Annotated in this window: 14 protein-coding genes and 2 pseudogenes; 10 read left to right on the top strand and 6 right to left on the bottom strand. The window is 72.3% G+C overall.

Going from position 1 to position 17,339, the window contains the following annotated elements; all coding sequences use genetic code 11:
* Nucleotides 1–189 precede the first annotated feature (189 nt).
* Together OG737_RS31670 and OG737_RS31665 are read left to right on the top strand one after the other, a co-directional pair.
* Nucleotides 190–2,316: a PIG-L family deacetylase gene (locus OG737_RS31670; RefSeq protein WP_405676766.1), complete on the top strand. Its 2,127-nt coding sequence runs from the start codon at nt 190–192 to the stop codon at nt 2,314–2,316.
* A gap of 151 nt (nt 2,317–2,467) precedes the next feature.
* Entirely contained in the window at nt 2,468–2,902 is a 435-nt protein-coding gene (locus tag OG737_RS31665) for a hypothetical protein (protein WP_405676768.1), read from the top strand.
* A 23-nt stretch (nt 2,903–2,925) separates the two neighbouring features.
* Here the strand turns inward: OG737_RS31665 and OG737_RS31660 are convergent, their stop codons facing one another.
* A complete protein-coding gene (locus OG737_RS31660; RefSeq protein ID WP_328929628.1) occupies nt 2,926–4,278 on the bottom strand; it encodes a hypothetical protein in 1,353 nt (450 codons plus the stop codon).
* 331 nt (nt 4,279–4,609) lie between these two features.
* Here OG737_RS31660 and OG737_RS31655 point away from each other — a divergent pair, with 331 nt between their 5' ends.
* A complete protein-coding gene (locus OG737_RS31655) occupies nt 4,610–6,148 on the top strand; it encodes a DUF6056 family protein (RefSeq protein ID WP_405676770.1) in 1,539 nt (512 codons plus the stop codon).
* A 26-nt stretch (nt 6,149–6,174) separates the two neighbouring features.
* Here the strand turns inward: OG737_RS31655 and OG737_RS31650 are convergent, their stop codons facing one another.
* Complete coding sequence (locus tag OG737_RS31650; protein ID WP_328929626.1) at nt 6,175–7,359, bottom strand: M6 family metalloprotease domain-containing protein; 1,185 nt, start codon at nt 7,357–7,359, stop codon at nt 6,175–6,177.
* 52 nt (nt 7,360–7,411) lie between these two features.
* Entirely contained in the window at nt 7,412–8,677 is a 1,266-nt protein-coding gene (locus OG737_RS31645) for an alpha/beta fold hydrolase (RefSeq protein WP_328929625.1), read from the bottom strand.
* A gap of 227 nt (nt 8,678–8,904) precedes the next feature.
* Between OG737_RS31645 and OG737_RS31640 the strand changes: the two genes are divergently transcribed.
* Nucleotides 8,905–10,659 carry an ABC transporter substrate-binding protein gene (locus tag OG737_RS31640; RefSeq protein ID WP_405922282.1) on the top strand — a complete coding sequence of 585 codons (1,755 nt, stop codon included), beginning with the start codon at nt 8,905–8,907 and terminating at the stop codon, nt 10,657–10,659.
* 106 nt (nt 10,660–10,765) lie between these two features.
* Nucleotides 10,766–11,830, top strand: a complete 1,065-nt coding sequence (locus tag OG737_RS31635) for a LysR family transcriptional regulator (protein ID WP_405676776.1) — start codon at nt 10,766–10,768, stop codon at nt 11,828–11,830.
* Here the strand turns inward: OG737_RS31635 and OG737_RS31630 are convergent.
* A complete protein-coding gene (locus OG737_RS31630; protein WP_405676778.1) occupies nt 11,772–12,740 on the bottom strand; it encodes a helix-turn-helix transcriptional regulator in 969 nt (322 codons plus the stop codon). The two genes, OG737_RS31635 and OG737_RS31630, sit on opposite strands and share 59 nt — an antisense overlap.
* Before the next feature lie 63 nt (nt 12,741–12,803).
* On the opposite strand from OG737_RS31630, the gene OG737_RS31625 reads away from it, so the two are divergent.
* From OG737_RS31625 to OG737_RS31615, 3 genes are all read left to right on the top strand, one after another.
* Nucleotides 12,804–13,949 (top strand): epoxide hydrolase family protein, encoded by a 1,146-nt coding sequence (locus tag OG737_RS31625; RefSeq protein ID WP_405676780.1) that lies wholly within the window; start codon nt 12,804–12,806, stop codon nt 13,947–13,949.
* Between the two features lie 120 nt (nt 13,950–14,069).
* Nucleotides 14,070–14,426 carry a VOC family protein gene (locus OG737_RS31620; protein ID WP_405681286.1) on the top strand — a complete coding sequence of 119 codons (357 nt, stop codon included), beginning with the start codon at nt 14,070–14,072 and terminating at the stop codon, nt 14,424–14,426.
* Between the two features lie 149 nt (nt 14,427–14,575).
* Complete coding sequence (locus OG737_RS31615; RefSeq protein WP_405676782.1) at nt 14,576–15,283, top strand: intradiol ring-cleavage dioxygenase; 708 nt, start codon at nt 14,576–14,578, stop codon at nt 15,281–15,283.
* 43 nt (nt 15,284–15,326) lie between these two features.
* On the opposite strand, the pseudogene OG737_RS31610 reads toward OG737_RS31615, so the two are convergent.
* A pseudogene (locus OG737_RS31610) lies at nt 15,327–15,464 on the bottom strand (IS5/IS1182 family transposase); the annotation flags it as partial.
* Nucleotides 15,465–15,670: 206 nt separating this feature from the next.
* Between OG737_RS31610 and OG737_RS31605 the strand changes: the two are divergent.
* Together OG737_RS31605 and OG737_RS31600 are read left to right on the top strand one after the other, a co-directional pair.
* Nucleotides 15,671–15,865, top strand: a pseudogene (locus OG737_RS31605) (hypothetical protein); the annotation flags it as partial.
* A gap of 52 nt (nt 15,866–15,917) precedes the next feature.
* The gene (locus OG737_RS31600) at nt 15,918–16,001 is read left to right on the top strand and encodes a hypothetical protein (RefSeq protein ID WP_405922463.1); all 84 of its coding nucleotides are present in this window, start codon (nt 15,918–15,920) and stop codon (nt 15,999–16,001) included.
* Between the two features lie 13 nt (nt 16,002–16,014).
* Here OG737_RS31600 and sigJ read toward each other — a convergent pair whose 3' ends face one another.
* Nucleotides 16,015–17,004 carry an RNA polymerase sigma factor SigJ gene (gene sigJ, locus OG737_RS31595; protein ID WP_405676784.1) on the bottom strand — a complete coding sequence of 330 codons (990 nt, stop codon included), beginning with the start codon at nt 17,002–17,004 and terminating at the stop codon, nt 16,015–16,017.
* Nucleotides 17,005–17,339: the final 335 nt, after the last annotated feature.

Genomic DNA, 17,339 nt, shown 5'->3' with positions numbered 1-17,339 from the left:
AAATAGGGCAAGAAGGATATGCATCGCATTCAGCTTGATTTCTCGTCATATGCCCCTTGATGGTGTGTCAGTTGCGAACGCCCGAGACATAATCGGGCCCGGTCGTCTCCGGAAGCGGTGGAGCCATCGGGACGCCGAATCACCCCCTCGGCAGAGTTCCGCACCGGACCGATCCTCAAGGCGTTGCAGATGTCCCTGGCCAGCCGCACCCGCATCGCTGCCCTGCTCGCCGCGCTCACCGTCGGCGCCGCCGGGGTGACGACCTGGGCCTACGGATACGGGACCACACAGGAGCCGGGCGCCCTCGAGGTGGTCCTCCGCCCGAGTGTGACCGAAGGCACGGCCCTCCAGGTCGTCGCGCACCCCGACGACGACCTCTTCTTCATGAACCCCGACCTGAGCCGCTCCATATCCACCGGCGTCAAGGTCACCACCGTCTACCTGACCTCCGGCGAGTCCGACGGCAGGAACGAGGCCCACAGCCCGCACCTGGAAGACCCGGCGGGCCCCGCCGACCGCGCCGCCTACGCGGAGGCCCGGCAGAACGGCATACGGGCCGCCTACGCGGAGATGGCCACGGGCGAGCGCACCAGCGTCTGGCAGCGCACGTCCGTACCCACCGCCGGCGGCGGGAGCGCCGAGGTGGACGTCCTCGTCGCCAGGCCCGAGGTCAACCTGGTGTGGATGCAGCTGCGCGAGGCGCGCAGCATCTCCGGCGACAATCCGGACAGCCTCCGCGGACTGTGGGACGGCAGGGTTCCCGCGCTGGGCGCCCAGCTGACCTCCGGAACGCCGGTCAAGCCCTGGTTCTCGTACACCAAGGACCAGGCCGTGGAGGCCATCGCATCCGTCTTCGCGATGTACCGGCCGACCACGATACGGACGCAGGACCCGACGCCCGGCCGGATGCAGGGCGGCGGCGTCTTCCTCGACCACCAGGACCACATCTACGGCGCCCGGTTCGTGCAGGCCGCGGCCGAGCGCTACGCGAAGACCACGGACCGGCCGCACTTCTCGGTCCAGAACTATGTGAGCTACCCCAACAGCTCGCTGCCCCCGACGCTCGACCCGCAGGCGGCCGCGGAGAAGCTCGGGTACCTCAAGACCTACGCCTGGACGGACCACCAGGACTGGTGCGGCAGCCCCGCCGGCTGCGGCGACCGCAAGACCGCCACCCGGCCCACTGGCGCCGGATGGAACCAGACGATCCGCTACAGCCGGGGCGACGGCACCTCCTGGATGGCCGAGGGCGCCTCCGGCCGGCTGTGGGCCTTCGCCGCCCTGGACGGCCGGATGGCGTACTGGACGCGCAGCGGCCCCAAGGCCCCCTGGCAGGGGCCCCAGTTCCTCCCCGGTGACGGGATCGACGCGGGCGCGACGACGGTGCGGCTCCCCGACGGCAGGATCGCGGTCTTCGGCACCCGCACCACCCTGGGCACCACGCCCCAGGAGTACGGGCGCGACCTCGTGTACGCCGTCCAGGCCGCGCCCGACGGCGCCTTCGGCCCGTGGCAGTCGCTGGGCACCCCGGACAAGGTCGACATATCCGGCACCTCGGCGATCAGCGCGCCGTCCGTCGCCGTCGACCCCGCGGGCCGGATGACCGTGTACGTACGCGACTCCCTGCGCACCCTGCACGCCCGCGCACAAGCGGCCCCGGACGGCACCTTCGAAGCGTGGCAGGCCCTGGGCGGCGCCGGCCTGCAGGGCGACCCGGTCACCGCGACCGACGGGGCGGGGCGGCGCCACGTGTACGCGGCCACGGACCGGACCGTGCTGGCCTGGGTCCAGCCGGCCCCGGACGCCCCGCTCAGCGGCCCCTTCCCGACGGGGCTGCCGGCGACGACCGGTCCGCTCTCGGCGAGCCCGCAGGGCGACGGCGTCCGCCTGTACTTCCGCCACCCCGGGACGGGCACCGTCGGTACGAGCCTGGCCACCGCGGGCTCGCCCGCGCCGACGTTCTCCCCGGTCAGCGAGGTGGGCGGCGAGGGCGGCTACGGCGCCGTCGGCGTCGCGGGCCAGGTACTCGCGGGCCGCGCGGGCGTGGGCACGGTCGGTATCTCGGGCCCGGACGACGCGCCGTCCTGGTACGAGTCACAGATGCTCTACACGGGCGCACCGGCGGCCGTGGCCGAGCCGGACGGCACGGCCGTCGCCGCAGCGCTCGGCCTGGACGCCGGTCTGCACGTGACGACCGCTCCCCCGGCCGGGTCCGCGCCGCCCGGCAGCCGCCCGCCCTCCTCCCCGTGGCACCGGGCGGTCCGGCCTCCGGCGATCGCGCAGGCCGCGCGCGCGGCGGCCGTGTGGCAGCCCTGACCGGTGTGGGCGAGGATGGCCGCCGGACCACGTCGGGGCCCGGCCGAGGCCGCCTCCTGACCAGCTGACCACCTGACCAGCGGCGATCGGGGCTCCCATGACCCCTTGCTCCACCGTTCGCGGGCGCGCGGGACCGGGAACGCTGCGCGCCGTGGCTTCCGCCGCCGTACTGGTCGCCCTCGCCGCCGGGTGCCGGAACGACGCCGCTCCGTCGTGGGGGTACCCGGAGCTCGGGGCGACCCTGCGATCGATGTCCCGGACCCTGGAAGAAGGCTGTGCCGGGACGGTCCCCGAGAGTTGTGCCGACGCACTCGACCGGCTCGACGCCCTGGCGGAGCGCGCCTTCGCCGAGGTCCTCGACCACCGGCTCCTCGACGACGCGTACGTCGGGGCCAGGCACGAGGTGGACCGGGCGAGGCGGCTACGCCTCGCCGCCGCGGCACAGGCCCGGTCACGCCGTGATCCGCACTACCTTCCGCTCGGGCGGGCGGTGGCGGCCGAAAGGCTCGCCTATCGGCACCTCCTGGCCGCACTGGAGCGGGTCCGCACCGCGCCGCCGCCGGGTGACGGGACGGAGCCCGTCTGAGTCCCTGACCCGCAAGGCGCGTACTACGGCCGCAGGGGCGGGGTCGGAAGCGCCGTGCCGTCGAGCGCCACGAGGGACAGGACGGCGATCGAACCCGTCCACGCGAGGGGAGCGACCGAAACGGCCCTGCCCTCCTTGTCCACCTTCTCCGGCAGCTCCCCGAGCGAGTTCCTCTTGGAGAGGACCCAGTCCAGGACCTGTCCGGCCTTCGCCGGCTCGCCCGTCCCGGCCCATGCGAGCGCGAACAACGCCGTACTGGGCGTCCAGGCGTTTCCTCCCCAGGGCGCGGCGGGGTCGTTTCCCGGGGTCAGCCCGCCGTTGGGCAGGAGCAGCGCCCGGTACGTGGCGTCCAGTGCCCCGGGCAGGCCGACGGGGGCCGTGTTGAACGGAGGTGCCATGAAGGTCACCGCGCTGTCGTGCCCGTGCCGTCCGTCGGTGGTGCGCTGGTACCTCAGGGGAAGGAAGTTCGCGGAGATCGCGGCGGAGAGCCGCCGCGCGGCCCGGGCCCAGCGCGCCGCGTCGTCCGGCCGGTTCGCCTCCCGGGCGAGGTCCGCGGAGGCGTTGAGCCCGGCGAGCAGCGGCGCGGCCGTACCGATGTTCGCGGTGGTCGTCATCAGCTCCCAGTAGTCGGGGGAGGCCGGGGGCAGCCCGTCCCCCCGCAGGGAGCCCGCCGCGTGGTCGGCCGCCTTGCGGATCATCGGGTAAAGGGATATGAGCCGGGCGTGGCGGGTGGCCCCGGGGGCGGTCCGGTACCACTGCCAGGTCGCCCAGGGGACCCAGCCGTTGGCGTCCAGCTGCCACCGTCTGCCGTCGGGCGGGCCGGACCCGTCGAGTTCCGTGCGCGCCTCCCAGGTGCCGTCGCTGCGCTGGGTCGCGGCGCTGTAGCGCAGGATCCGGTAGGCCTCGGCGTCGTGGCCGGTGTGCGCGAACGCGGCGGAGGCGAAGCTGGAGTCGCGCGGCCAGGAGTACTTCCAGCCGGGGCTCCACCCCGCCGCCATGGCGCCGTTCGGCCGGAGCAGGGCGCGCATGGCCAGGAGGGCCCGCTCGGCCGCCGCGCGCTGCACGGGCGACCGGCCCGGGACCCGGCCGGAGGCCAGCCAGGCGCGGCTCTGCTCGATCTGCTGCATCGCCGGCGGGTGGTCGGCGGGGACCACGGCCGACGTCGTCATGGCGGCGGGAAGGTACATCCACCGGCCGGACGCGAGCCGCAGGACGTTGCTCCCGTCGACGTACCGCGCGCCCCTGGCGACGGCAGGCGGAACGCCTTCGGCGGCGGTCGTGTTGGACAGCACACCGACGGTGCGGGCGGCGAGCATCGCCACGGGCGCGTAACTGCGCTCGACCTCACCGCCGCTCCCGTGGCTCCCGGTACACACGGGAACGGTGACCCCCGCCAAGGCCGCTGTGACGACCGCCCAACAACCGAGCAGGACACCGGGCATCGTCACTCCCTCCGCCGGGCGTGCGTACGCGCGGACCCGGATTCCCCATCCTGGAAGAGCCGTGCGGAGGCTGCCACGGAACACCCGCCGCCCGGGTGAACGAGGGGTGCCGAGGGCTTCGTGGCCGCGTGCCCGTCCTGGCCCGCCCGGGATGCCGGTGGCCGCGAACCGTGCCCATCATGGGTGTTCGCGGGCCGTGCGGTCGCCGCAGTCGGCGGGCGCATCGGCCGACTCACCGGCCGGCCCCGCTGCGAAGGGGTGGTGAATGAACGCTGCTGCGGCCCGGGGCGAGGACGTCCGGACCCCTTCCTCCGCGGTGGGCCAGGGAACCGGCCGCCGCCCCCTCCCGCGCGGGCTCCTCCCGGCGGCCGGGGCGACGCTCGTCGCGGCGGCCGGAGCCCTGGTCGCCGTCGGATGCTTCCTCGGTCTCTACGTACGGCCCGCTTCCGACGACTGGTGTGCCGCGTGGAAGGCCCGCGATCTGGGGATCCTCGGCATCACGTCCGATTTCTACATGACCCAGAACGGCAGGATCGCCAACGCCTTCCTGAGCGGTGTCGTCTACGGCGACGGACTGGCCGGGACCAAGATCCTGCCGACGGTCATAGCCGTCGCCTTCACCGCCGGGCTGGTCCTGCTGGGGTGTCATTTCATCCGGTTCCTCGGCGGCAGGCCCCCTGTGCTGGTGCTGACCGCTTGCGCCCTGGCCGTCCAGGCGCTGCTCTACTTCGCGGGCACCCGCAGCTATCAGGTACTGCTGTGGGCCCCCGCCACGATCTCCCACACCCTTCCGAGCGTCATCGGCCTGTGGGCGTTCCTGCTGGCCGTCCGGACCGTCCGCCATCCCCGTGCCGCCGTCCGGGTGGCCGGCTTCACCTCGGCGTTCCTCATCGGCTTCGCGCTCGGCACCCTGAGCGAGCCGTTCGCGCTCGTCAGCGGGCTGCTCGCCGCCGCGGTCGGGCTGCTGTCCGTGCCCCGCCTCGGCCTGGCGCGGAGCTGGCATCCGTTCACCTGGTGCCTGCTCTGGTGCTCCGGCCTCCTCTGCGGTCTGGTCGTGCTCTACACCTCCCCCGGCGCCCGGTGGCGCCGGGCGCAGCAGCCCGACAAGGAGTCCGTGCTCTCCGCGGCAGAACTCGGGGGCGCCTACGAGGACTGGCTGCGCATGTGGGACTCCGTCACCGGCCAGTGGGCCTACCTGGGAGCCGCCGCGGTCGGCGTCCTGCTGGGCCTGGCGACCGGGCTGCGCGGGCCCACGCCCGGGAGGCGGGAGCCGCGGCGGACCGTCCCGCGCAAGGTGCTGATCGCCCTGCTCCTGCTCCCGGTGCCCGTGGTGGTGCTGGGTTCGTTCGCGGTGGTGGTGGGCCTGCGCAGCGGCTACGGCCCGAGCGGGTGGACGTACGCCCGCAGCTGGACGAGCTTTCTCGTGCCGATGGAACTGGCGCTCTGCGGGTACGGCGCACTGCTGGGCGCGTGGGGCGGCCGGTGGCTCTCGGGCCGCCGCGCCGCCGGCCCGGTCCTCGCGGCCGGCGCCGTGGCGGCGGGCTGCCTGACGCTGGCCTCGGTGGCCGCGCTCGTCCCGAACGTCCAGCAGCTCACGACCACGACGGTCGCCCGTTCCGTGGCCTGGGACGCCCAGAACTCCCGCATCCGGAGCGAGGCCGCACGGGGCGCCACGGACGTGGGCTACCGGCCCCTGTACATCGGCGGTCTCGCCGAGCCCTTCTTCACCGGCAGCTACGAGCGGGACTGGGTCGCCGCCTGCGTGTCGAAGTGGTACGGCGTCGACCGGATCCACCGCCGCTGAGCCGCGACCCGTGCGGCCCGCCGGAGTCACCGTCTGCTCATCCGTACCGTGTCTCCCATCCGTCCGCCCGCGAGGACGTCGATGCGCACGCCGGTCGCGGGATCGGTGAAGGTCTGTCCGGGTGCGTACGCGGCCAGGTCCGTCGGGGTGCAGCCGGTGGTCGGGGTCGTGGTTCGGGCCGGGGGCGCGTTCATGACCCGCACCGGGCCCTCACCGGTCCGGACGGCGGAGTCGACCTTGTAAATGAGGACGCCGGCGGAGCAGGCGGTCGCGTCGTTTCCCTGGGCGCGGCGTGACTCCGCCACGTAGGCCGTCGTCTCACCGGTCCGCAGCACGGCGATCCTGGTTCCGCCGGGACGTTCCACCGGGGTCAGCGACACCGTACGGCGGCCGGAGCCGGGCAGGCAGGCCACCTGGTCGTCTCGGGTCCAGCCGAGCTTCCAGGAGTGCCAGCCGAGGTACTGCGGGGCGTGGCCCGCGATGTCGCCCATGACGTCCCAGCCGCCCACGTACTGGTGGGTGGCTCCGGTGAACGAGTACAGGTCGGGCAGCCCGAAGGTGTGGGCGGTCTCGTGGGCAGCGACCTTGTGGCCCCAGCGCCACATGTCCTGTCCGAAGGTGACGGCCCATTTGAGGCGGGTGCCGTCGGCGGTGATGCCGGGGCCCGCCGGGTCGTACAGGTAGGTCGGCGAGAAGGGGATGGCGGTCGCCGTCCTGGCGGGGACGACGTAGACCATGTCGTAGCGGGAGAAGTCCGCGTAAGGGTCGGCGGCCGTGATCGCGTCGCGCAGGTACTTCTCGTGGGCCTCGAAGGTGAGGCCGCGCGCGAAGCCGTAGGAGGTGGAGTCGGCGGGCATCCGGATCCAGCGGTGCAGCGGGGTGTTGTCGACTCGCAGACGACCGTGGCTCGCGCGGCCCATCCAGTCGGCGGCCGGGGCGAGCGCAGCGGCGTACGGCTCGGTGGAGTCGGCGGCCGGGGCGTCGGGGAAGTCCACGTACAGCGTCAGGACGCGGCGGGTTCCGGTGGCGGGCTGGAACTGGGTCCGGTCGGTGTCGTGGCCCTCGTCCGTCCAGCCGGTCCGGCCGGGGAGGGCGCAGCGGGCGGCGGGGGGCGGTGAGCCGGGGGCCGCGGCCGCGGTGGGGGCGGCCAGGCAGGAGACGAGAACGACGGTCGCGGCGAGCGGCCGCAGGCGGCGGAGCGGGGTGGTCATGTCTCTCCCGTCGGAGGCAGGTTGAGGGGTACGGGGTCCTTGGCGCGCGTCGCTACGCGCGGCCCGCGGCCAGGTCCATCAGGCGGGAGAGCACGCGGCCGCCGGAGGCGGTGACGCCGTCGTGCTCCCATTCGTTGGTGACCCACACCCGGGTGGCGCCGACCTCTCTCGCGGTGCCCAGGGAGAGCCCGGCGTCCACGTACATGTCGTCGTGGTAGACGACCGCGGCGAGCGGGACCCGGTTGGCGGCGAGGCGGTCGGGGTCGTACAGCGGTGGCCAGTCGGGGCGTTCGGCGAGCAGTTCGGCGGCCTCGGCGAAGGGGCGCAGGCCCCGGATCTCGCGGAACATCCAGGGGTAGATCATTTCTCCGGTGAGCAGGAGGGGGTCGGCGTCCTCGGCGAACTCGGGGAAGGCCGACAGGGCTCTGGACGCCGCCCAGCCCGTCGGCCCCGCGCCCTGGCCGTACAGGGTCTCCTGCATGACGGCGAAGAGCGGATTGTCGGTGAAGCCGGTCAGTGCCATCACCTGGTGCAGGAACGTGTCGGTCGGCTTCGCCTCCTCGTCGAGGGATTCGTCGAGAAGCCAGTGGAGCCGCTCGAAGCCGTCGCCCATGCCGAGGGCGAGGCCGAGCGTGCGCAGGCGGTTGGGGGTGAGCCGGTCCCCGTCGGGCAGGCGCACCTCGGTGGCGGTCAGGAGGCGGGCGATCTCGCGCAGCCGGGCGGCGTCGTCGGGGTAGCGGGCGTAGAAGTCGAGGACGCGGTCCCGCACCCGGGGGTAGGTGCGGGCGTAGACGTCGTCGGCGGTGGCCGAGAGGCCGGGCAGGCCGCCGGTCACGTAGCACGCCCGTAGTCCGTCGGGGGCCCGGGAGAGGTAGGTGAGGGTGATGAAGCCGCCGTAGCTCTGGCCGAGGGTCTCCCAGGGTTCGTCGCCGCACAGCTGTCGGCGGATCAGTTCGGCGTCCGCGACGACCGAGTCGGCGCGGAAGTGGCCGAGATGGCCGGCCAGCCCGGCCGGTGAGGCGAAGCGGGAGGCCGCCCGGGCGGTGAGGGGGGTGGAGCGGCCCGTGCCGCGCTGATCGAGGAGGAGGACGCGGTGGGTCTTCAGGGCCTGGGGCAGCCAGCCCGGTGAACCCGCCGACGGCCTGGGCGACTTGCCGCCGGGGCCGCCCTGCAGATAGAGCAGCCAGGGCAGCCGCCCGCCTGCCCGGCGCGCATCGGCGACCTCGCGGGCGAAGATCTGGATGGTGGGACCGTGTGGGGCCGCGTGGTCCAGGGGGACGGTGAAGAGGTGGTCGACGGTCGCGTACGCAGGGTTCATGGGTCCCTTTCGCGGCCCCGTGGCTGCCTGACCACCTGGCCGCACAGTGACGTGTGACATTGCGCTACAGCATGGCGCGGCCAACGACGGCCGTGGAGCCCCCGGTTGTCCATAACTCCGTGCTATGGAGGACCGACAGTTGTGGGTGCCATTTCACATAACTATGTTATCGGTCACATTGCAGCCAGCCTCCTTCGGCCGCCCGACTGTTCACGGAGTGACCATTGATGAACAAGCGCACTCTCCACGCCGTCGCCACCGCCCTGGCGGCGACCGTCGCCCTCGGCATGGCCGGCTGTTCCAACGGCGGCCACTCCGGCGGCGGCCAGCAGGGCAAGGACTCGAAGAGCCCCGCACTCGCCAACGCGGGGGCCACGGTCGGCGGCACCCCGCGCAAGGGCGGCACGCTGACGGTCCTGTCCAACCAGGACTTCACCCACCTCGACCCGGCCCGCAACTGGGTGATCGGCGATCTCGACTTCGGCACCCGGCTGCTCTACCGCACGCTGGTGACGTACAAGGCGCAACCGGGCGCGGCGGGCGGAGAGCTCGTCCCCGACCTCGCCGAGGACCTCGGCGTCTCCTCCAACGACGCCAGCACATGGACCTTCACGCTCAAGAGGGGCCTCACCTATGAGGACGGCACCCCGATCACCGCCCAGGACGTGAAGTACAACGTGGAGCGGTCCTTCTCCCCCGACCTGCCCGGCGGCCCGGACTACGCCGCCCGCTACCTGGCCGGCGCCGAGGGCTACCGGGGCCCCGCCCAGGGGCAGCACCTTGACTCCGTGAAGACCCCCGACGACCGCACGATCGTCTTCGAACTCCGCAAGCCCTTCGCGGAATTCCCCAACGCCACCGTCCTGCCCACCTTCGCCCCGGTGCCCAGCGCCCAGGACAAGGGCCCCCAGTACGACAGCCGCCCGTTCTCCTCGGGCCCCTACAAGATCGAGTCGTACGACCGGGACAAGCGGCTGGTGCTGGTCCGCAACCCCCACTGGGACCCGGCGACGGACACCGTGCGCAAGGCCTACCCGGACAAGCTGGTCGTGGTGATGGGGCTCAGGGCCAACCAGATCGACGACCGGCTCATCGCCTCGGAGGGCGCGGACGCCTCGGCCGTCCCCTGGGGCAAGCTGCGTCCGGAGAGCACCCCCAAGGTGCTGACCAAGGCCGACGTCAGGGCGCGACTGCTGGCCGAGTCCACCAACTGCACCAAGATGGTGCAGATGCACACCGGTCGCGCCCCCTTCGACAACGTCAAGGTGCGGCAGGCCGTGCAGTACGCCCTGGACCGCGAAGCGGTACTGACCGCCTCGGGCGGCCCGGCCCTCAACGACCCCGCCACGGCGCTCATGCCCGGCTCCCTCTTCGGCGGCAAGCAGCCCGACACCCTGGGGATCCCGGCCACGGGTGACGTGGAGAAGGCGAAACAGCTCCTGAAGGAGGCCGGCAAGCCGGACGGGCTCACGACCACCATCACCGTCTCCAACGGGGACAAGGGCGTTGCCGAAGCGATCCAGCAGTCCCTGGGCCGGGCGGGGATCAAGGTCACGATCGACGCCGTCGACCCGTCGGCCTTCTACGACACCATCGGTGACACCAAGAACCGCACCGACCTCGTCTACACCGGCTGGTGCCCCGACTACCCCTCCGGCTCCACCTTCCTGCCCTTCCTCTTCGACGGCCGCTACATCAAGGAGAAGGGGAACTCCGGCAATCACTCGCTCTTCCGCGACGAGCCGACGATGAAGCGGATGGACGAGATCGCCGACATGACCGACGCCGCGCAGGCCAACACGGCGTGGCGGCAGTTGGACGGGGAGATCCTCGCCAAGGCCCCTACGGCGCCCGCCGTCATCGAGCGCATGCCGTTGCTCCTCGGCACCAACATCGCCGGCGCCTTCGGCCACACGTCCTTCGGCGGGCAGCTCGACTACGCCACGATCGGGCTCAAGGACCCGGCGAAGGACGGAAATTGACCCCACATCACACGGCGCCACCCATCACCATGTGTGACATTTCACATAGGACTGCCAGAGGTCAGCTCCTGTCCGAAAGCCGTCGTCGCTCCATAACATGCGCGGCATGGAACTGGAGGTACGGCACCTGCGTGTGGTGTGTGCGATCGCCGAGGCAGGCAGCCTCACCCGGGCCGCCGCCGCGCTGTCCATGACACAGCCGGGCCTCAGCACACAGTTGCGCCGCATCGAGTCGATGCTCGGCGGTGTCCTCTTCGACCGGCGGCGTTCCGGAGCCACGCCCACGGCCTTCGGTGAGCTGGTGCTGGCCCGGGCCCACGCCGTCCTACCGGGTGTCGACGCGCTGCTCGCCGATACCGCCCGCGCGGCCCGCCACCTGGCGTCCCCGGACCGGGTCCGCGTCGGATCGGTCGGTGCTCCCCTGATCGGCCACCTCGTCCTGGCCATAGGGTCGTTGCTGCCCGAGGCCGAGGTGACGTCCCGGTGCCACTACTCCCCCGTCACGCTCCTGGACGACCTATCCGCCGGCCGCCTGGAGGCGGCGGTCCTCGGCGACCACCCGGAGCAGGTCCTGCCGCCGCGCGACGGGGTGATCCTCACACCTCTGGTCACCGAGCCCGTCTTCGCCCTGCTGCCCGCGACCCACCCGCTGGCCGGCCAGGAGGCCGTGTCCCTGACCGAACTCGCCGACCACGACTGGGCGATGCCCCGGCCCGACGGCGACCGCACCCGCGAATACTGGTCCTCCGTGTGCGCGCTGACCGGCCGCCGCCCCTCCGCCCCGCACGAGGCCGAGGGACGCCAGCTGGTCGAACTGGTCCGCGCGGGCCTGGCCGTCAGCCTCTGCCAGGCCACCTTCGCGCAGACCCCCGGTGTCGCCGTCCGTCCCCTCGCGGGAAACCCGCTCTGGTACCGCCACGTCCTGGCCTGGCACCGCGACGGCCCGCTGGCCCCCCACGGCGACGACATCCTGCACACGGTGGCGGCCGGTTACCTGGACGCGTGCGCCGCCGCCCCGGTCTACGCGGACTGGCGCCGACGAAACCCGGACATGGCCCAGCTCCCGCCCACCGGCCCCCGGCGGCCCCAGCTGCCCGGCGGGCCTTTGCGTCTCAGGGGGCAGGCGGCGTGGAGCGGGCGTAGCGGTCGGCCAGCCGGCGGAGGTGGGTGACCAGTTCCTCGGGTTCGGTGACGTCGAAGTCGAAGTCGAGCACGCCCAGGTAGGCGGCGAGGGTCTGCACCGTATCGGCACCGGTGACCAGGACGCAGCTGTCGGCGTCGAGGGCTTCGACCGTGCCGACCGCGGGGTTGATCCGCTCGATCACCGCCGTCGCCGGGGCATGGACGGTCACCCGCGCGCAGTAGCGCCAGGCCGCGCTGGACACGCGTCGGGAGACGTATGCGGAGATGTCGCCGCCGGGCAGTTCGCGTGGGGTGAAACGCGGTCCGGTCGGGGTACGGGGCTGGATCCGGTCGACCCTGAAGGTACGCCAGTCCTCGCGCTCGACGTCCCACGCCACCAGGTACCAGCGCCGCCCCCAGTTCACCGCCCGGTACGGCTCCACCACCCGGCGGGTCGGCGAGCCTGTGTGGTCCAGGTAGTCGAAGCGCAGTCGTTCCTGGTCGCGGCAGGCGGATACCAAGGTGGTCAGCACGTCGGCGGAGACGGTCGGCACCGGACGGTCCGCGGGCACGGCCACGGTGTACGCCGTGAGGGTCCGCACTCGGCGGCGCAGCCGCGAGGGCAGCACCTGCTCCAGCTTGGCCAGCGCCCGCAGCGAGGTTTCCTCGGCGCCGGGAACGGCGCCCTGCGCGGCGGTGCGCAGCGCGATCGTCACCGCGACGGCCTCCTCGTCGTCGAGCAGCAGCGGGGGCATCGCCGCCCCGGCGCCGAGCCGGTAGCCGCCGGTGGCTCCCCGCGTGGCGTCCACGGGATAGCCGAGCTCGCGCAGTCGTTCGACGTCGTTGCGGACGGTACGGCCGCTCACCCCGAGGCGCTCGGCGAGTTCGGATCCCGGCCAGGCCTTCGGGGTCTGCAACAGAGAGAGCAGGCGCAGCAACCGTGCGGAGGTATCGAGCATGAGGACCAGCCTGTTGTGCCATTAGGAACGCAGCGTGCCTATATCGAGAATACTGTCTTACCCATGGAGAGCAGCAGCAACGCCGACGCCCGGATCCACCCGTTCCGCATCGATGTCCCGCAGGACGTGCTCGACGACCTGCGCCACCGGCTGGCGCGTACCCGCTGGGGCAGCGAGATCCCCGGCGCCGGCTGGAGCCGGGGTGTTCCCACCGACTACCTCAAGGCCCTGGCCGCGTACTGGGCCGACGGTTTCGACTGGCGCAAGGCGGAGGCGGAGCTCAACGAGTTCCCCCAGTTCACCACCGGGATCGACGGCCAGAACATCCACTTCCTCCACGTCCGCTCGCAGAACCCGGCAGCCGTCCCACTGCTCCTGCTGCACGACTGGCCCTGCTCGTTCGTGCAGTTCGTCGAGGTCATCCGGCCGCTCGCGGAGGACTTCCACGTCATCGTGACCTCCACGCCCGGTACCGGCTTCTCCGGGCCGCTCGGCGAGGCCGGCTGGAACACCGGCCGCATCGCGGGCGCGTTCGTCGAGCTGATGGGCCGGCTCGGCTACGGCTCCTACGGTGTCCAGGGAACGGGCGGCGGCGCCTGGATCGCCGCCGAGATGGGGCGCCAGGCGCCCGACCGGGTCGTCGGCGTCCACGTCAACGGCCTGATCACCTTCCCCTCCGGGGATCCTGCCGAGTTCGAGGGGCTGACCGCGTCCGAGCAGGAGCGGCTGGCCCGGCTGGAGGATTTCCAGCAGGACAAGATGGGCTTCAACGCCATCCAGTCCACTCGCCCCCAGACCCTCGCCTACGGGCTGCACGACTCGCCGGTCGGCCAGCTCGCGTGGATCGCGGAGAAGTTCAAGGAATGGACCGACCCCGCCGCCGAGCTCCCCGAGGACGCCGTGGGCCGCGACCGCCTGCTGACCAACATCAGCGTCTACTGGTTCACCGGCACGGCCGGCTCCTCGGCGAACCTGTACTACGAGGCGGGCCACGACCCGGCCGCCTGGGCCCCGAAAGCCCGCGGCACCGTCCCGACCGGCGTGGCCGTCGCCCTGCACACCGACATCGCCATCCGCCGCTTCGCCGAGCGGGACCACAACATCACCCACTGGAGCGAGCTGGAGCGCGGCGGCAACTTCCTCGCACTGGAACAGCCCGAGGCGTTCGTCACCGACGTCCGCACCTTCTTCGCCGCGCTCGGCGCCTGACACCTGCGAGCGCCCGGGCAGCCCACGGCTTTGAAGATCCAGGACCGTGGACCGCCCGGGCCGTGCGCCTAGGGTGTGGATCACGTCCACGATCGGCCTGGAGGTGCCGTGTTCCCGGAGATGAAATTGAGTGCGATAACACTCGACTGCCCTGATCCGCTGGCTCTGGCGGCGTTCTACCAGCAGGCCACGGGCCTGGAACCGCACCCGAAGTCGGACGCGGACTTCGCTGGCCTCCAACGTGGGGACGGACTCCTCATCGGCTTCCAACGGGTCGACGGCCACCGGGCTCCGACCTGGCCCGATCAGACCGTTCCCCAGCAGCTGCACCTCTGCTTCGACGTCGCGGACCTGGACGAGGCCCAGGCCCGCCTGCTGGAGCTGGGCGCGGGCAAGCCGGACCATCAACCCCACGAGGACAGGTGGCGGGTCCTCACCGATCCTGCCGGGCACCCCTTCTGCCTCACCAGAGGCTGATCGGGGGTACGCGGGCGGGGCGACGAGGTGTGACGACGACGGGCGTGGGTGTGTCGGTGCCGACCCGGAACTCTGCCGTCCGGCACGGTGGGGCGCAGTGTGCAGCCGTCCGCGCGTGACGGCTCCCAGGGCACCTGTGAGGGGTTCGCATGTCCGAGAAAGACGCCTCCCGGACCAGCCGTCGTACTGTTCTGCTGGCTGCAGGATCCGCCGGGGCCGCGCTACTGACCGCGGGCTGCTCCGGCCCGGCCGGGACCCGGGGTGCGGCGGGACAACCGTCGGCCTCGCCCCCCCGGCCGTCGGGCAGCGGCAGCAGCGGCCCGGCCTGCGTCCTCACCACCGAAGCGGGCGCGGGCCCGTACTACGTGGACCTGGACCGGGTCCGGTCGGACATCACCGAGGGCCGGAGCGGGGTGCCGTTCCGGCTGGACCTGACGGTGGTCCGGGTGTCAGCGGGCTGCCGACCGCTCGCCGCCGCCGGCGTCGATGTGTGGCATGCCGACGCCTCCGGCGCCTACTCCACCGGCGGGTCCACGTTCCTGCGCGGCACGCAAGTCACCGACGGCGCCGGCCGATGCGTGTTCCGGACGATCGTGCCCGGCTGGTACGCGGGACTGGCGCCGCACATCCACTTCAAGGTACACCCAGACACCCGTACCGAGACGACCTCTCAGTTCTTCTTCCCCGAGGACCTCCTGCTGAAGGTGTACGCGCTCCAGCCCTACGCGCGCCGCCCCGCACCGGAGCACCCCAACCGTCGGGACAGCCGCTACAGGGCCGCCGGCGCCGCCATGACGCTGGCCCTCTCACCCGACGGCGACGGCTACCGTGCCGCGTACACCGTGGGAATCGCCTGAGCCTTACCCACCCTCAGGTCGGCTCTGGGTTCTGTCTCTTTGGTCAGCGTCGGGTCCGGATGAGGATGCCGGCGAGGCGGAGTGCGGTCTGGTAGGCGATGGCGAGCTGGTCGGTTCGTGTGGCCAGGCCGCGCCACTGCTTGAGCCGGTTGATGCACCGCTCGACGGTGTTCCGCTGGTATACGCAGCCCGGCCAACGGGTCGGCGGCGCAGTCGTTGTTGTCGGAGCAGGGCGCCGTTGTGCCCTGGGTGAGATTGCCCAGGGTGCGGCCGGTGCGGCCGGTGTAGACGGAGTCGTCGTAGGCGGCCCGGTGGACGGTGCGCCGTTCGGTCAGTCTGAGCGTGAGCCTCACGTAGCCCTCCGCTCCGGAGCCCTAACGTGGCCCCATGACGAGGAATCAGGACATGGGGCGGCGAGCAGCCGTGGTGCTCTGTGTGACAGCGGCGCTGATGGGACCGGGAAACCCGGCCGGCGCATCCGCCGGGACGACGGCGCCCGATCTGTCCCCGCGGCCCGATGCCCTCGTTTACGTCGCCAACCTCCACTCCGACACGGTGTCGGTCGTCGACACCGGCACCGGCACGGTCGTGATGCACCCTGTACGTCGCCAACGCCGCGTCCGGCACCGTCTCAGTGGTCCGGACCGCCACCGGAACGGTCACCGGCACCATCCCTGTCGGCAGCGGACCGACCGCTCTGGTGCTCACCCCCGCCTGATTCCAGGGGCGTGCTACGCGGTCCACGGCCGGAGCTTCTCGGGGTTGCGCACCGCCCAGATGTGCGTGATCCGGCCGTCCGCGAGGCCGAACGCGGCCACCGTCACGGTGACGCCGCCGCGCTGGGCCACCAGGCCGGGCCGACCGTTGACCGAACGCTCCAGGAGCGTCATGCCGGGTGCCCTGCTGCCGATCTCGACGATGTAGCGGGCGATCCGCTCGCTGCCCGCCACCGGGTGGAGCACCGCGCCGACCCGGCCGCCGCCGTCGGCGATCATCGTGGCATCGGGGTCGAGCAGGCCGACGAGGGCGGCGATGTCCTTGGCCTCCCACGCCTGCTTGAAGTCCCTGATGACGCCGGCCTGTCGGGTCGTCGGAGCCACGGGGGTCCGGGCCGCACGGATGCGACGGCGGGCCGACGACGCAAGCTGCCTGCACGCCGCCGGGGTGCGGCCGACGATCCCGGCGACTTCGGCGAAGGGGTACCGGAAGACGTCGTGCAGGATGAACGCGACCCGTTCGGCCGGGGTCATCGATTCGAGCACCACGAGGAAGGCCATGTCGACCGACTCGTCCAGGGTGACCCGGTCGGCCGGGTCTGCCGGGGCACCCCTGCTGTCACCCGGCCGCCCGCCCATCCATTCCGCACGGTCGGGCAGCGGCTCCGGGATCCACTGGCCCACGTAGCTCTCGCGCCGCGCCCGCGCCGAGCCGAGCAGGTCGAGGCAGATGCGACCGGCCACCTTCGTCAGCCAGGCCCCTGGGGACTCGATGGCCTCCTGCCGCTCCTGGGACATGGCGTACCAGCGCACGTATGTCTCCTGAACGGCGTCCTCCGCCTCGGCCAGGGAGCCGAGGAGCCGGTAGGCGAGATTGATCAGCTGCCGGCGCTCGCTCATGATCGCGCTCAGACTCGGATCGGGGTGGCCCTGTCCTGACGCGGCATCGGACTCGGACACGGGCTCGGACTCGGGTTCGGACACGGGCTCGGATCTGGTGGTCATGGTCTCGACGACTCCCTTGTTGGCTTGTCCGGATCTTCCTCTCACCATGATCGACGAGACACCGCGACGAAATGTGAGGCCGGTGAGCCGTCTCACCCGGCACGGGCGAGCCGCCGCCTGGCCTGCAAGAGCACGCGGCCGCCGCCGGGGCCGCCGCCTCTTGATGGAAGGCACGGCGGACACCAGAAATACTGGTGAATATGGCCGCGCTGACCGAAAATCCTTGGCCAATTTGGTGACAAGCACGCCAATGTTTCATGATTGTGACTGCACGTCACCTTTCGGCGTGCATCGAGGAGGCGGGGGCGCCGGGGGGTCCCCCGTTCACACCGGTC

It is taken from the genome of Streptomyces sp. NBC_00122 (genome assembly GCF_045160845.1).
In the GTDB taxonomy this organism is placed as follows: domain Bacteria; phylum Actinomycetota; class Actinomycetes; order Streptomycetales; family Streptomycetaceae; genus Streptomyces.
This window is presented reverse-complemented; position numbering and strand designations above follow the sequence as displayed.